The sequence below is a fragment of the Rhizobium sp. P1_B8 genome, from assembly GCF_056406515.1.
In genome coordinates, this window is record NZ_JBFTZZ010000016.1 from 126,585 (window position 1) to 142,691 (window position 16,107).

The window sequence follows — 16,107 nt, forward strand, 5'->3', positions numbered from 1 at the left end:
ATGCTGCTGATCTATTGCCCATACTGTCAGGAAGAGCGCTCCGAGCTCGAATTCCGTGGCGCAGGTGACGCGCATATCGCGCGGCCCACCGACATCGCCTCGATCTCGGACGAGGAATTCGAAGCCTATTTCTTTCTGCGCGACAATCCGAAGGGGCTGATCTTCGAACGCTGGCGGCACATTCACGGCTGCGGGCGCTTCTTCAATGCAGCGCGCGATACAGTAACCGACAAGTTCATCATGACCTACAAGGCGGGTGAACCGAAGCCTGAGATCGGCGCGGCGGCCCAGCAGCATGGGCCCGTCGAAACATATGAAGCCGTGGAAGGAGAGGCGCAATGAGCGGCGTGAACCGTATCGCCGGCAAGGGGCGCCTGACACCGGCCAGAACCGCGCGCTTCAGCTTCGACGGCAAGAGCTATACGGCGCTCGAAGGCGATACCGTCGCCTCGGCGCTGATTGCCAACGGCGTGCATCTCGTCGGCCGTTCGTTCAAATATCACCGGGCCCGCGGTATTCTGTCTGCAGGGGCCGAAGAGCCGAACGCGCTGATCGACGTTGCCCGCGATACGGCGCGCAAGCAGCCGAACGTGCGCGCCACGGTGCAGGAAGTTTTTGACGGCATGATCGTCAACTCGCAGAACCGCTGGCCCTCGCTTGCCTTCGATGTCGGCGCGGTCAACAATCTGATGTCGCCGTTCTTCGCCGCTGGCTTCTACTACAAGACATTCATGTGGCCGCGCGCCGCCTGGAAACACGTGTACGAACCGCTCATCCGTCGTGCCGCCGGCCTCGGCGTCGCGCCGACGGAGGAGGATCCGGACCATTATGCCAGCCGCTATGCCCATTGCGACGTGCTGGTGGTCGGCGCCGGCGTGGCCGGGCTTTCGGCGGCGCTCGCCGCCGCCGAGACCGGTGCCCGGGTGATGCTTTGCGACGAGCAGGCGGAAGCGGGCGGGGCGTTGCGTTATGATACCGGCGTGACGATCGACGGACAGGACGGCAATAGCTGGGCACAGAAGGCCGTGGCGCGGCTGGAGGCGATGGACAATGTCGAAGTGCTGGTCCGCACGACCGCTTTCGGCTACTACAACCACAATTTCGTTGGTCTTGCCGAGCGCGTCACCGATCATGTCGCCAAGCCTTCCCGTGATCTGCCGCGCGAGCGGCTTTGGCAGGTCCGGGCAAAGCGCGTGATCCTCGCCACCGGCGCGATCGAGCGTCACATGGTGTTTCCGAACAACGATCGGCCGGGCATCATGCTGGCCTCAGCGGGGCGGATGTATCTCAATCATTACGGCGTCGCGGTCGGGGCCAAGGTCGGCATCTACACGGCGCACGACTCGGCCTATGAGGCGGCCTTCGATCTGAAGCGGGCTGGTGTTTCGATCGCCGCCATCGTCGATAGCAGGCAGGCGCCGGGAGCGGCGGTGCTGGCCGAGGCGCGTGCACTCGGTATTGATGTTCTGGCCGGCCAATCGGTCGTCAACACGGCCGGGCGGCTGCGCATCTCCTCGATGTCGGTGGCGCGCAACGGCGGCGGTTCGCCGCGCAAGATCACGGTCGATGCGCTGCTGGTTTCGGCCGGCTGGACGCCGTCGGTCCATCTCTTCTCGCAGTCGCGCGGCAAAGTGGCCTTCGATGCCGAAAGCCAGCGATTCCTGCCCGGCTCCTATGCCCAGGACTGCCTCTCGGTCGGCGCCTGCAACGGCACCGACGACCTGCAGCGGACGATCGAGGAGTCGCTTGCCGCCGGCGAGCTGATGGCGCAGGCCACCGGCAAAGGCAGCGACGCGAAGATCGCAATTTCGGCCGAGCAAGCCTATGACTGGACGGGCGGCATGATTGGTGCTGCCGAAGGCGCCGGGCCGAAGACCAACGCCAAGGCCTTCATCGATTTCCAGCATGACGTCTGCGCCAAGGATATCCGCCTTGCCGTGCGCGAGGGCATGCATTCGATCGAGCATATCAAGCGCTTCACGACCAACGGCATGGCCTCGGACCAGGGCAAGCTCTCCAACATGCATGGCCTGGCGATTGCCGCCGAAATGCTCGGCAAGGAAATCCCGCAGGTCGGACTCACCACTTTCCGGGCACCCTATACGCCGGTCACCTACGGTACGCTGATCGGCCATTCGCGCGGAGAACTGTTCGACCCGACACGCAAGACGCCGCTGCACGATTGGGAAGAAGCGCATGGCGCGGTCTTCGAGGATGTCGGCAACTGGAAGCGTGCCTGGTTCTATCCGAGGGCCGGCGAGAGCATGCATCAGGCGGTGGCTCGCGAATGCCGGACAGCACGCGAGGCGGCCGGTATCTTCGACGCCTCGACGCTCGGCAAGATCGAGGTGGTGGGGCCGGATGCGGCGGAATTCCTCAACCTGATCTACACCAATGCCTGGGACACGCTGAAGCCCGGCAAGGCCCGCTACGGCATCATGACTCGCGAGGACGGCTTCGTCTATGACGACGGTGTTGTCGGACGCCTGGCAAACGACCGTTTTCATGTGACGACGACGACCGGCGGCGCGCCGCGCGTTCTGCATCATATGGAAGATTACCTGCAGACGGAATTCCCGCATCTGAAGGTATGGCTGACCTCGGTGACCGAACAATGGGCTGTCATCGCCGTGCAGGGGCCGAAGGCGCGCGAGATCGTCGCGCCGCTGGTCGAAGGGCTCGATCTTTCGAACGAGGCATTCCCGCATATGAGCGTTGCCGAGTGCACGGTCTGCGGCGTGCCGGCGCGGCTCTTCCGCGTCTCCTTCACCGGCGAAACCGGCTTCGAAATCAATGTGCCGGCCGATTACGGCCAGTCGGTACTCGAAGCGGTCTGGGCCAATGCCGAACCGCTCGGCGCCTGCGTCTACGGCACGGAGACGATGCACGTTCTTCGCGCCGAGAAAGGCTACATCATCGTCGGGCAGGATACGGATGGGACCGTAACTCCCGATGATGCCGGACTTTCCTGGGCGGTTTCGAAGAAAAAGACGGATTTCGTCGGTATTCGCGGGTTGAAGCGGCCGGATCTCGTCAAGGACGGGCGCAAGCAGCTCGTCGGCCTCGTCACCACGGATCCGAAGCTGGTGCTCGAAGAAGGCGCGCAGATTGTCGCAAGCCCGAACGAGCCGAAGCCGATGACCATGCTCGGCCACGTCACATCTGCCTATTGGTCGGAAAATTGCGGCAGGTCGATCGCCTTTGCGCTCGTCGCCGGCGGCCGGGCGCGGATGGGCGAGACGCTCTATGTACCGATGCCGGACAGGACGATCGCCGTCGAGGTGACGGATCTGGTATTCTTTGACAAGGAAGGGGGCCGCATCCATGGCTGATGTCGCAATTCGCAAACCGGCGCTTGCCGGACGTCTCGGCGGCTCCGCAACGGTGCGGCTGACGACCGCTCCCACTGCCAGCCGGGTGGCGCTACGCGCGCCGGCGGAATCGCTCTCGGCACTTTCCTCTGCTCTTGGCCTGACATTGCCGGATGCCCCGAAGACATCCGGCCGGGCCGGCGCCCGATCGGCGCTCTGGATTGGGCCGGACGAGTGGCTGGTGATCGACGAGGCCAGTGCCGATCTGATGGCAACACTTTCGGGTGTCGGCACGCTGCATTCGGCGACCGACGTTTCCCACCGCAATCTCGCGATCATCGTCTCGGGACCGGGTGCTGAGGCGACGCTTTCGGCCGGCTGCCCGCAGGATCTGTCGCTTTCTTCCTTTCCGGTCGGGGCTGCATCGCGCACCGTTTTCGGCAAGGCGGAAATTGTGCTTTTCCGCACGGAGGAAGACACGTTCCGGGTGGAATGCTGGCGGTCGTTTTCGGATTATGTCTTCGGGCTGCTGAACGAGGCGGCTGAAGACGTGGGGCACTGAGCCTCAGCGAATCGCCGGCGTGCGCTCATTCAAGAGGTAAACGAATGCTGCACCATGCCTCGCTCGGCGTTTCCGATATCGAGCGGTCGGCGGCATTTTACGATGCTGCCCTTGCCGCGCTCGGTTATATCAGGGTCTGGGACGATATCAGGCCGGGGCAAACAGGGCAGGCAATCGGCTACGGCCTTCCCGGCGGCGGGGACAAACTGGCGATCAAGCATCGTCCGGACGGCCAGCGTGCGCCTGGCCCGGGTTTTCATCTGGCGTTTGCCGCGCCGAGCCGCCAGGCAGTCGATCAGTTTTATGCGGTGGCAATCGCGCAAGGCGGCAGTGACAATGGCCGTCCCGGCCTGCGGCCCCATTACGGTGAGCACTATTATGCGGCGTTCGTCATGGATCCCGACGGACACGCGCTCGAAGCCGTGTTCAATTCGGCCGAGTAACAAAAGCAGTTTTGCTCAAACGTCGTCGGGACGGTCCTTCGGGTCGAATTGGATGATGGTGATCCACTTTGCTGTCAGCGCCGGCTTCTTCTCGTTTTCGATCTCGATCGTGACGTCATAGGTGGTCATCAGCATGCCGGCGCCGCGGAAGCGGGCTTCGGCGAGCAGGAAGCGGCCGCGGACGCGGGCGCCGCTTTTCACCGGCGTCATGAAGCGGACGCGGTCGAAGCCGTAATTGATGCCGAGGGTCTGCTCGCGCACTTTCGGCAGACAGTTGTAGTTCATCGTCGACAGCAGAGACAGTGTCAGGAAGCCATGGGCGATGGTTCCTCCGAAGGGACTCTCGGCCGCCGCTCGCTCAGGATCGACGTGGATGAACTGATGGTCGTCAGTCGCCGACGCGAAGGCGTCGATCATCGTCTGGTCGACGGTGACCCAATCCGAAAGGCCCGTTTCCATGCCGATCAATCCCCGCACGTCGGAGAGTGAAATTTCCGTGACCATGAATTCCTCGTGAAACAAGCCGCTGCGGCAAAGCCTTATCGTGCATTTGTGACGATTGCGACAAGGATTTGGGTGAGGGAGGGGAGGCGGTCAATTTTCTACGAAAAAGGCGACGGAGCGTGGCTCGACGGTTACGGGGCCAGTAGTTTTCTTTGCTCCATCCGACGTCAACTGGCGCCAGCCCGGTTCGCCCGTAGAGGGAAGCGTGAAAAATTGGCGGTTCCCCGAGCGGTTGAAAAGCACGCCAAGCCGGGTCTGCCTGCCGCGCGCGGAGCGGTCGCCGGTCGATAGTAACATTCCGAGGGTGGAAAGCGACGGCGTCTTCCATTCGGCAACGGTCATCGGCTCGCCGGAAAGCGAAATCCATTCGACATCGCCATTTCCCGCCAGGAAGCCCATTTCGGAAAAGACGGTGAAGCGGCGACGCAACCCTGCAACGAAGGCAGTATGGGCGATGAGACCCTCGTCCAACGCCTTCCAGTCCAGCCAGGTGATCTCGTTGTCCTGGCAATAGGCGTTGTTGTTGCCGTGCTGACTGCGGCCGCCCTCATCGCCCGCCGTCAGCATGATGCTGCCGCGGGTGGCAAAGAGCGTTGATATCAGCGCCATCACATCGTCCTGGCGACGCTTGCGGATCGTCGGGTAGACGGTTTCTCCCTCGACGCCGGTGTTCCAGGAGTGGTTCTCATTATGGCCGTCACGATTGTGTTCGCCGTTGGCGTCGTTGTGCTTTCCGGCATAGGAGACGAGATCGATCAGCGTGAAGCCGTCATGGGCGGCGAGGAAATTGACGCTGCGCGTTTCCTTGCCGTCGTTGCGGGAGAAGATGTCGGAGGAGCCGGCGAGGGCGGTTGCCAGCGAGCCGGTCTTCCAATCGTCTCCGCGCCAGTAGCAGCGCAGGTCGTCGCGAACCCGGTCGTTCCATTCAAGGAAGGGCAACGGGAAATTGCCGAGCTGGTAACCGCCCGGGCCGATATCCCAGGGTTCGGCGATCATGATCCGGTCGGCCAGCACATCGTCGGCCAGGATCGCGGCAAGTGTTCCGCCGTCGCGCTCGAAGCCTGTCGCGGTGCGTCCGAGCACTGGGGCGAGATCGAAGCGAAAACCGTCGATGCCGGCGTTGAGCACAAAGTGGCGCAGACTGTCGATGACGAGGCGGCGGACCTTAGGATGATCGCAGGCGAGCGTGTTGCCGGTGCCCGTGTCATTGACGAGTTCGCCCGGCCAATTCTGGGCGTGGCGATAATAGTGCAGGTTGTCGAGTCCGCGCAGCGACAGCGTCGCGCCGTAGCGGTCGCTCTCGCCGGTATGGTTGAAGACGAGGTCGAGGATGACGGCGATGCCTTCGGCATGGAGAGCCGCGACCGTCTCGCGCAATTCCGTCATGCCGCCGGGGACGAGCCGCGGATCGAGCGCCATGAAGGCAACGGGATTGTAGCCCCAGCCGTTGGTAAGGCCGAGCGGCGGCAGGTGGCGTTCATCGATCCAGGCGGTTATCGGCATCAGTTCGACGGCATCGACCCCGATCCGCTTCAGATGCGCGACAACGGAGGGATGGGCAAGCGCTGCGACCGTGCCGCGCTGGGCCTCCGGCACGTCGGGATGGAGAATGGTGAAGGGCCGCACCGCCACCTCATAGATAAAGCCGCCCGGTTTGAAGAGCGGCTTGCTGATCGCGGCTGGGGTATCGGTGGTGACGATCGCCTTCGGCATCAGATCCTGGCTGTCCTCGCCATAGATGCCGAGGCGGGGATCATAGCGGAACGGCCTATCGATCTCCTTGGCGTAGGGATCGATCAGCAGTTTGGAAGGATCGTACCAGAGGCCGTTGTCGGGCGCGTAGATACCGTCGGCGCGATAGCCGTAGCGCGCGCCCGCCTTCAGTCCGTCGACAAACAGATGATGGATGTGGTCGCTGTCGCGCGCCATCGGCAGGCGCGCGAATTCCCTGTTGCCGTCATCCTCGAAGAGGCAGAGTTCGATCTGTGCGGCATGATGCGACCACACGGCAAATTCGACGCCGGTCTCGAAGACGATCGCGCCGGCTTGCGCCGAACTGCTTCCCCGCATGTTCCCCCCGGATCAGGTGATCACGGTTGGCGCGTCGCGTCCCGTGCGTTCCCGAATGCTGGCAATGCTTTCGGCGGCCGCGATCAGATCGGCGAGCGCTTCCTGCGTTTCGATGTTGTGGCGAGTCGAATCCGGCTCGTAGCGCTCGATATAAACACGCAAGGTTGCGCCAGACGTGCCGGTGCCGGACAGACGGAAGACGACGCGGGAGCCGCCCTCGAAGAGCACGCGGATACCCTGATGTTCGCTCACCGATTTGTCGATCGGGTCGTGATAGGCGAAGTCGTCGGACTTCTCGACCTTCAGGTTGCCGAAGCTCTTGCCGGGCAGGGTGGAAAGCTGGCTGCGCAGATTGTCCACCAGGCCGTTTGCGGCATCGGTGTCGAGGCCTTCGTAGTCGTGGCGTGAATAATAGTTGCGGCCGTAGGTCTGCCAGTGCTGGGTGACGATATCGGCGACGCTCTCGCCACGCACGGCAAGAATGTTCAGCCATAGCAGCACGGCCCAGAGGCCATCCTTTTCGCGGACGTGACTGGAGCCGGTACCGGAGCTTTCCTCACCACAGATCGTCGCCATGCCGGCGTCGAGCAGGTTGCCGAAGAACTTCCAGCCGGTCGGCGTTTCATACATGCCGATGCCGCGCTTTTCGGCGACACGGTCGGCCGCGCCTGATGTCGGCATGGAGCGGGCGATGCCGGCAAGGCCGCCCGAATAGCCGGGGGCGAGATTGGCATTGGCGGCAAGGATCGCCAGGCTGTCGGAAGGGGTGACAAAGATGCCGCGGCCGATGATGAGGTTGCGGTCGCCGTCGCCGTCGGAGGCGGCGCCAAAATCGGGCGCGTCATCGCCCATCATCTCATCGAAGAGTTCCTTGCAGTGAACCGGGTTCGGATCGGGATGATGACCGCCGAAATCCGGCAGCGGCATGAAGTTGCGCACCGAACCCGAGGGAGCGCCGAGACGATTTTCGAAGATTTCCTTGGCATAGGGGCCGGTGACGGCGCTCATCCCATCGAAGGCAATGCGGAAGCCAAGGCTGATCAGATTGCGGATGGCGCCAAAATCGAACAGTTCTTCCATCAGCGCGGCATAGTCCTCGACCGGGTCGATGACCGAGAGGATCGTGCCGCCGGGAAGCTCGTCCTTGCCGATGCGGTCGAGATTGACGTCTGCGAAATCAGCAATCTTGTAGCTGTCGATCGTCTTGGAGCGCGCATAGATCGCGTCGGTGATCTTTTCCGGCGCCGGGCCGCCATTGTTGATGTTGTATTTGATGCCGAAGTCTTCGGTCGGGCCGCCGGGATTGTGGCTGGCGGAGAGGATGATGCCGCCGAAAGCCTTGTATTTGCGGATGATGTGGGAAGCGGCCGGCGTCGACAGGATGCCGCCCTTGCCGACCATGACCTTGCCGAAGCCGTTGGCCGCGGCCATTTTGACCGCCTTCTGGATGACCTCGCGATTGTAGTAGCGTCCGTCGCCGCCAATGACGAGGCACTTGCCCTGATAGCCTTCCAGCGAATCGAAGATCGACTGGATGAAGTTCTCCGCATAGTTCGGCTGCTGGAAGACCGGGACCTTCTTGCGCAGGCCCGACGTGCCGGGTTTCTGGTCCAGATAGGGCGTGGTGGGGACGGACTTGATCATTTTAGTTCACATGCCTTTCGAGACGAGGCTTGAATAGAGGGCAGCGTAGCGTTCGGCGCTCTTCTCCCAGGAGACATCCGATTTCATGCCCTGCTTTTGCAATTGGGTCCAGAGTTTTCGGTCCTGATAAAAATGCATCGCACGGCGGATTGCCTGTAGCATGCCTGTTTCGGTTACGGGTGCAAATTGTATGCCGGTTGCGACTTTCGCCGCAAGTGCGGCGTGATTGGCGTCGATCACCGTGTCATTCAAACCGCCGGTGCGGGCGACGATCGGCACGCAGCCGTAACGCAGGCCGTAAAGCTGGGTCAGGCCGCAGGGTTCGAAGCGCGAGGGGATGATGATCGCATCGCAGCCGGCCTGCATCAGGTGCGACATCGGCTCGTTATAGCCGATCGAGACGCCGATGCGGCCGGGATGGCGGCTGGCGGAGGCGAGCAGCGCGCCTTCAAGTGCAGCTTCGCCGGAGCCGAGCACGACGAGCTTGCCGCCCATGGCGACGATCTCATCGGCGACATTGGCGACGATATCCATGCCCTTCTGCCAGGTGAGACGGCTGATGACGCAGAAGATCGGGGCGTCGTCATTATCGAGGCCGAAGAATTCGGCGATCGACCGACGGTTCTCCTCGCGGTTCTTCAGCGTCGTCGGGCCGTAATGGGTGTGGACGACAGGATCGGTCGCCGGGTTCCAGATATCGGTGTCGATGCCGTTGACGATGCCGTGCAGATCGTCGATGCGGCTGGCGATGACGCCCTCGAGCCCCATGCCGAATTCCGACGTCAGAATCTCATCGGCATAGGTTGGGCTGACCGTCGTGATCGCATGCGCAGTCTTGAGGCCGCCTTTGAGGAAGCCGATCGTGCCGTAATATTCGATGCTTTCGGTGGCGAAGGCATGGGCAGGCAGGCGTAGGCCGGGAAAGATCTCGGAACCGAACTGGCCCTGGAAGGCGATGTTATGAATGGTCAGTACGCTCGGCAGTTCCCGCGTCGGATAATAGCGCATATAGACCGACGTCAGCGCCGCCTGCCAGTCGTGGGTGTGGACGAGATCCGGCCGCCAGCCGGGCAGCAGGCCGGCGGCGATCTCGGAGGCGGCGAGTGACAGGGCGGCGAACCGACGCCAGTTGTCGGGATAGTCCTTGCCGAGCGGATCGAGATAGGGCCCGCCCGGCCTGTCGTAATAGGCCGGCGCATCGAGGATGAGCAGATCGAGCCCCTCGTGCTGGACCTCGAGCACGGTCGCCCGCTCACCGAGCAGGTCGGGGAATTCGAGCCTGACGACCGGGTCGCGAATGACCTTTATGACGGCGGGATAGCCGGGCAGAAGGGTCTTGGTCTCGACCCCGAAGGCTTTCAGAGCAATCGGCAGGGCGCCGGACACATCGGCCAGACCCCCTGTCTTGATCAAAGGGAAGACTTCGGACGAAACCGAAAGAACTTTCATAAGTTAGATATCCAGCTTGTCGATCATCGGTTGGGTGATCAGGCAGATGCCGCTTTCCGTCCGCCGGAAGCGCTTGGCATCGAGCTCGGGATCCTCGCCGACGACCAGACCTTCCGGAATGACGACGCCATGGTCGATCACCACATTCTTGAGCTGCGCGCGCCGCCCGATCTTCACGTTCGGCAGGATGACCGCCCCTTCCATCTTGGAGAAGGAGTTGGCCCTGACACCCGTGAAGAGCAGGCTGTTGTTGAGCATGGCGCCCGAGATGATACAATCGCCTGACACAACGGAGGAGGTGGCCGAGCCGCGGCGATCCTCGTCGTCATGGACGAATTTCGCCGGCGGGGTGATCTCGGCATAGGTCCAGATCGGCCAGGACTTGTCGTAGATATCAAGCTCCGGAACGATCGCCGTCAGGTCGATATTGGCTTGCCAATAGGCGTCGATCGTGCCGACGTCGCGCCAGTAGGGTTCGTGCTCGAAATCCGAACGGACGCAGGACTTGGCGAAGCGGTGAGCGACCGCCTTACCGTTCTTGACGATATAGGGGATAATGTCCTTGCCGAAGTCGCGGCTCGAGGTCGGGTCGGCGGCGTCGCGACGTAGCGCATCGAGCAGGAACTTGGTGTGGAAGACGTAGATGCCCATCGAGGCGAGAGCGAAATCCGGCTTGTCGGGAATGGGCGGCGGATCGGCCGGTTTCTCGACGAAGGCGATGATCTCGTCCTTGTCGTTGACATGCATGACGCCGAAGCCGACCGCTTCCATGCGCGGCACTTCCAGGCAGCCGATGGTGACGTCGGCGCCGGAATCGACGTGCTGCTGCAGCATCCATTCGTAGTCCATCTTGTAGACGTGGTCGCCCGCAAGGATGACCATGTATTCGACGCCGTAATCCTGGATGATGTCGATGTTCTGATAGACGGCGTCGGCCGTGCCCTCGTACCATTGCGTCTCGGAGACGCGCTGGCTGGCGGGCAGGATATCGAAGCTCTCGTTGCGCTCAGGGCGGAAGAAGTTCCAGCCGCGCTGCATGTGACGGATCAGCGAGTGCGCCTTGTATTGCGTCGCGACGCCAATGCGGCGGATGCCGGAATTCAGGGCGTTCGACAGGGCGAAATCGATGATGCGGGCCTTGCCGCCAAAATAGACGGCCGGCTTGGCACGCCGGTCGGTGAGTTCCTTGAGACGGCTTCCCCTACCGCCCGCCAGGACATAAGCCATTGCATCGCGGGCAAGTGGCTGAACGCGTTTTTCTACCATTTTCTCCTCCCACCAGTCACTAATTTTCAGGTTCAAGCATGATTGTCGCCAAGGGCGGCAAGGTAATCGAGCAGGTGATGTTGCCGCCGGCATCGACGGCCTGCACGCGCCCGCCGTTGCCCTTGCCGCTACCGCCGTAAATGTCGGCATCGGTGTTCAGGATTTCCCGCCAGCGGCCTGCGGACGGCAGGCGGATCGAGTAGTTCTCGCGGTAGACAGGGGTGAAATTGGTGATGACGGCGACCGGCTTCTGGCCCGGCGCCTTGCGCAGCCAGGCAAAGACGGAATTCTGGTGGTCATCGGCGACCAGCCATTCGAAACCTTCGCCCTCGCAGTCACGCTCATGCAGTGCCGGCTTGCTGCGATAGGTGAAATTGAGGTCGCGCACCAGACGCCGCATGCCCTCGTGCATGCGATACTGAAGCAGGTTCCAGTCGAGCGACTTCTCCTCGCTCCACTCGCTCCACTGGGCGAATTCCTGGCCCATGAACAACAGCTTCTTGCCGGGATAGCCCCACATATAAGCGTAGTAGGCGCGCAGATTGGCGAATTTCTGCCAGTCGTCGCCCGGCATTTTGGCGATCAGCGAGCCTTTTCCGTGAACAACCTCGTCATGCGAGAGCGGCAAGACGAAATTTTCCGAATAGGCGTAGAGCAGGCCGAAGGTGAGCTCGTTGTGGTGGTGCCCGCGGTAGATCGGATCGCGGCTCATGTAGCTCAGCGTATCGTGCATGAAGCCCATATTCCACTTGAAGCCGAAGCCGAGGCCGCCTTCATGCACGGGCTGCGAGACCTTCGGCCAGGAGGTCGATTCCTCGGCAATGGTCATGACGTTGGAATGATTGCCGTAGAGGCGGATGTTGAGATCCTGCAGAAAACGGACCGCTTCGAGGTTCTCGTTGCCGCCATATTCGTTCGGGATCCATTCGCCGTGCTTGCGGGAATAATCAAGGTAGAGCATCGAGGCGACGGCATCGACACGCAGACCATCGAGATGGAATTTTTCGGCCCAGTAGAGCGCGTTGTTGACGAGATAGGAAACAACCTCGGTGCGGCCGAAATTGTAGATCGCCGTGCTCCAGTCCGGGTGGAAGCCCTTGCGCGGGTCTTCGTGCTCGTAGAGTGCCGTGCCGTCGAACCAGCCGAGGCCATGCTCGTCGGTCGGAAAATGCGCCGGCACCCAGTCGAGGATGACGCCGATGCCGACCTTGTGGCAGCCATTGACGAAACGGGCGAAACCCTCCGGCTCGCCGAAACGCGCGGTCGGCGCGTAGAGGCCGGTCGTCTGGTAACCCCAGGAGGGGTCGTAGGGGTACTCGGTGATCGGCAGGAATTCGATATGGGTGAAGCCCATGTCGGCGCAATAGGGGATGAGGCTGGAGGCGAGCTCGTCCCAGGACAGCATCGTGCCGTCCTGCCGGCGTTGCCAGGAGGCGGCATGCACCTCGTAGATCGAGATCGGTTGGCGGCGCTTGTCGGTCTCGCGCCAGTGCTTCAGATGGGCCTCGTCTTCCCACTCCTGGACCAGTTCGGCGGCGGCGATGGAGGCGGTCTTCGGTCGGAGCTCGCTGCGCCGCGCGAAGGGATCGGCCTTCAGCGGCAGCAATACGCCGTCCTGGCCGCGGATTTCGAACTTATAGGCGACGCCGATCGGTACGTCAGGGGCAAAGATTTCCCAGATGCCGCTATCGGAGCGGAAGCGCATCACATGGCGACGGCCGTCCCAATTGTTGAAATCGCCGACGACAGAGACGCGCTGCGCATTCGGCGCCCAGACGGCGAAATGGATGCCCTGGGCGCCGTCATGCTTGATGAGATGGGCGCCCATCTTGTCGAATAGGCGCAGGTGCGAACCCTGGCGGGCGAAATAATCGTCCATCGGTCCGAGCACCGGACCGAAACTATAGGGATCGGTGACTGCCCATTCGGCATCGCCGCGCCGGGCGCGGTAACGCACCGGCTGGAGCTTCGTGAGGGAAACCGGGCCGGCAAAGACGCCTTCGGCATGGAGCTGTTTCAGCTCGCCGATGACGCTGCCGTCGAGCGTCATGGCGGTCACCTCCTCCGCGCCCGGGATGAAACACCGGGCAACGAAGGCGTCACCGGCCTGGTGCACACCCAGGACGGCAAAGGGATTGGAATGCGAGCCGGCAAGGATCGCCGTGATTTCATCTGCCGAAATTTCCCAGGAAAGCTTTACTTCAGGGACGGTCTTCGGCGTTTTCATCCGGCTCTCCAGATTTCGTCTGCATATTGCCTGATGGTTCGGTCGGAAGAGAACCAGCCCATTCGCGCCGTATTGTTGATCGTCTTGGTGTACCAGGCGGACTGGTTGGTCCAGATCTGGTCGACTTCCCGCTGGGCCTGGGCATAGGCGTCGAAGTCGGCAGCGACCATGAACCAGTCATGCGAATAGATGCCGTCGATCAGCGCCGTGTAGCGATTGCGGTCATCGGGCGAGAAGACGCCGGAACCGATAGCGGCAAGCGCCTGGGCGAGTTCGCGCGATCCCTCGATGATGGCGCGGGGATTGTGGCCATCACTGCGGACCTTCGACACCTCGTCGGCCTTGAGGCCGAAGATGACGATGTTGTCCTCGCCGACATTGTCGCGCATCTCGACATTGGCGCCATCGAGCGTGCCGATCGTCAGCGCGCCATTGAGGCCGAACTTCATGTTGCCCGTGCCGGACGCTTCCATGCCGGCGGTCGAGATCTGCTCCGAGAGGTCAGCGGCCGGAACCATGACTTCGGCGAGCGAGACATTGTAGTTCGGCACGAAGACGATTTTCAGCAGGCCGCGTACCGACGGATCGTTGTTGATCGTGCGCGAGACGTCGTTGATCAGCTTGATGATGAGCTTGGCATTGTAATAACTTGGCGCCGCCTTGCCGGCGAAGAGTTTCACGCGCGGCACCCAGTCAAGCTCGGGATGCGAGCGGATCTGGTCATAGAGCGCGACGGCCTCGATGATGTTCAGCAGCTGGCGCTTATATTCGTGGATACGCTTGATCTGGATATCGAACATCGCCGACGGATCGAGCTTCACACCCATGCGGCTGGCGACCAGGTTGGAGAGTGCCACCTTGTTGGCGCGCTTTACCGCTGCGAACTTCTGCTGGAAAGCCGGATCGGAGGAATGCACGTCGAGCGCACGCAGCTTCTCGGCATCATCGAGGAATTCGTCGCCGATCGCCTCGCGGATCAGGCCGGTGAGACCGGGATTGCACTGCTGCAACCAGCGGCGCGGCGTGATGCCGTTGGTCTTGTTGTTGATGCGGTCGGGATAGAGCTTGTGCAGGTCGGCGAAGACTGTGACCTTCATCAGGTCGGTGTGCAGGGCCGAGACGCCGTTGATCGAATGCGAGCCGACGAAAGCCAGGTTGCCCATGCGCACGCGGCGATCGCCGCTTTCATCGATCAGCGAGATCGAGCGGATTTCCCCATCGGAGAAGTTCTTGCCCTTGCGGGCATCGATCAGGATCTTGGCATTGATCGCATAGATGATCTGCATATGGCGCGGCAGCAGACGCTCGAACAGCGGTACCGCCCAGCTTTCCAGCGCTTCGGGCAGAAGCGTGTGGTTGGTGTAGGAGAAGGTATTGCGGGTGATTTCCCAGGCTTGATCGAAATCCATCCCGTGTACGTCGCAGAGCAGGCGCACGAGTTCGGCAACCGAGACGGCGGGGTGGGTGTCGTTCAGCTGGATCGCCACCTTGTCCGGCAGCGAGGTGAAATCGTCATATTGCTGCAGATGGCGGCGCAGGATGTCCTGCAGTGAGGCCGACGAGAAGAAGAATTCCTGGCGCAGACGCAGTTCCTGGCCGGCCGGGGTGGCGTCGGCAGGATAGAGAACGCGGGTCAGGCTTTCGGCCTTGTTGCTTTCGCGGAGCGCGCCGATGTGGTCGCCGGCGTTGAAGGCATCGAGCAGGATCGGATCGATCGGTTGCGCCGACCAGAGGCGCAGCGTGTTGACGCGCTTGCCGCGCCAGCCGACGGCCGGCGTGTCGAAGGCGGCGGCAATGACGCGCTCGGCCGGTTTCCAGACGTAGCGCGGCTGGTCGTCATGGGTGGTGATGAATTCGACGGCGCCGCCGAAGCCGATTTCATAGGAGCTTTCTCGGCGCTCGAATTCCCAGGGATTGCCATGGGCGAGCCAGTTTTCCGGCAGTTCCACCTGCCAGCCGTCGGCCAACTGCTGGCGGAAGAGGCCGTGAACGTAGCGGATGCCATAGCCATAGGCCGGAACGTCGACCGTCGCCATGCTCTCCATGAAACAGGCAGCCAGACGGCCGAGGCCGCCGTTGCCGAGTGCGGCATCCGGCTCCAGGCCGGCAATGACGTTGACGTCGACGCCGAGCGAGGCGAGCGCATCGCGCACCTCCTCCATCAGGCCGAGGTTGGAAACGGCGTCGCGCATCAGGCGGCCGATCAGGAATTCAAGAGAAAGATAATAGACGCGCTTGGCGCCGGTTGCATAAACCTCGCGGGTAGACGCCATCCACCTGTCGATGATGCGGTCGCGCACTACCAGGATCGTCGCCGTCAGCCAGTCATGTGGCTTTGCCACCTTGGCGTCCTTGCCGATGCGGTAGGTCAGACGTTCGATGATTTCTTCAGCGAGAATTTCCGGCCTTGAACTGCGAGGGGCGGGGGAGGGGATGATCGGCTTGGAAACAGTGTTCATCGTCAGGTCTCGCCAATTTTAATTTTGTTTCAGGATGTTATGCCTGATTCAATCAATTTGTCGCTTGCGCAGCCGACAGTTTATGCATCGTTACTAAGCACTTGCAACAAGGGATTTGGGCAAACGAAAAATTTGCGAAACCTTCATATTCACACGGGTTGAGGGGGTTGAT

At 62.0% G+C, this 16,107-nt stretch carries 11 protein-coding genes; 4 read left to right on the forward strand and 7 right to left on the reverse strand.

Features of this window, described 5'->3' with window-relative positions:
• Genes AC1D2N_RS19975 through AC1D2N_RS19990 form a run of 4 tightly spaced genes read left to right on the forward strand, consistent with a single transcriptional unit; the run spans position 1 to position 4,316 of the window.
• Positions 1–342 carry a sarcosine oxidase subunit delta gene (locus AC1D2N_RS19975; protein WP_018446052.1) on the forward strand — a complete coding sequence of 114 codons (342 nt, stop codon included), beginning with the start codon at positions 1–3 and terminating at the stop codon, positions 340–342.
• Complete coding sequence (locus tag AC1D2N_RS19980; protein ID WP_130759019.1) at positions 339–3,332, forward strand: sarcosine oxidase subunit alpha; 2,994 nt, start codon at positions 339–341, stop codon at positions 3,330–3,332. The genes AC1D2N_RS19975 and AC1D2N_RS19980 overlap by 4 nt, the downstream gene beginning before the upstream one ends.
• Positions 3,325–3,873: a sarcosine oxidase subunit gamma gene (locus tag AC1D2N_RS19985; protein WP_130759018.1), complete on the forward strand. Its 549-nt coding sequence runs from the start codon at positions 3,325–3,327 to the stop codon at positions 3,871–3,873. Before AC1D2N_RS19980 ends, AC1D2N_RS19985 begins: the two co-directional genes overlap by 8 nt.
• Positions 3,874–3,917: 44 nt before the next feature.
• Positions 3,918–4,316 carry a VOC family protein gene (locus tag AC1D2N_RS19990; RefSeq protein WP_028733969.1) on the forward strand — a complete coding sequence of 133 codons (399 nt, stop codon included), beginning with the start codon at positions 3,918–3,920 and terminating at the stop codon, positions 4,314–4,316.
• A gap of 15 nt (positions 4,317–4,331) precedes the next feature.
• On the opposite strand, the gene AC1D2N_RS19995 is transcribed toward AC1D2N_RS19990, so the two are convergent.
• From AC1D2N_RS19995 to AC1D2N_RS20025, 7 genes are all read right to left on the reverse strand, one after another.
• Positions 4,332–4,820: a MaoC family dehydratase gene (locus tag AC1D2N_RS19995; protein ID WP_018446055.1), complete on the reverse strand. Its 489-nt coding sequence runs from the start codon at positions 4,818–4,820 to the stop codon at positions 4,332–4,334.
• Between the two features lie 90 nt (positions 4,821–4,910).
• The gene (gene glgX, locus AC1D2N_RS20000) at positions 4,911–6,890 is read right to left on the reverse strand and encodes a glycogen debranching protein GlgX (protein WP_028733970.1); all 1,980 of its coding nucleotides are present in this window, start codon (positions 6,888–6,890) and stop codon (positions 4,911–4,913) included.
• Between the two features lie 12 nt (positions 6,891–6,902).
• A complete protein-coding gene (locus AC1D2N_RS20005; RefSeq protein WP_130759017.1) occupies positions 6,903–8,534 on the reverse strand; it encodes an alpha-D-glucose phosphate-specific phosphoglucomutase in 1,632 nt (543 codons plus the stop codon).
• Positions 8,535–8,540: 6 nt separating this feature from the next.
• A complete protein-coding gene (gene glgA / locus AC1D2N_RS20010; RefSeq protein ID WP_130759016.1) occupies positions 8,541–9,983 on the reverse strand; it encodes a glycogen synthase GlgA in 1,443 nt (480 codons plus the stop codon).
• A 3-nt stretch (positions 9,984–9,986) separates the two neighbouring features.
• A complete protein-coding gene (gene glgC / locus AC1D2N_RS20015) occupies positions 9,987–11,249 on the reverse strand; it encodes a glucose-1-phosphate adenylyltransferase (RefSeq protein ID WP_018497547.1) in 1,263 nt (420 codons plus the stop codon).
• A 19-nt stretch (positions 11,250–11,268) separates the two neighbouring features.
• On the reverse strand, positions 11,269–13,476 hold the full coding sequence (gene glgB, locus AC1D2N_RS20020) for a 1,4-alpha-glucan branching protein GlgB (RefSeq protein ID WP_446975285.1): 2,208 nt from the start codon (positions 13,474–13,476) through the stop codon (positions 11,269–11,271).
• Complete coding sequence (locus AC1D2N_RS20025) at positions 13,473–15,935, reverse strand: glycogen/starch/alpha-glucan phosphorylase (RefSeq protein ID WP_018446060.1); 2,463 nt, start codon at positions 15,933–15,935, stop codon at positions 13,473–13,475. The genes glgB and AC1D2N_RS20025 overlap by 4 nt, the downstream gene beginning before the upstream one ends.
• Between the last annotated feature and the right edge of the window lie 172 nt (positions 15,936–16,107).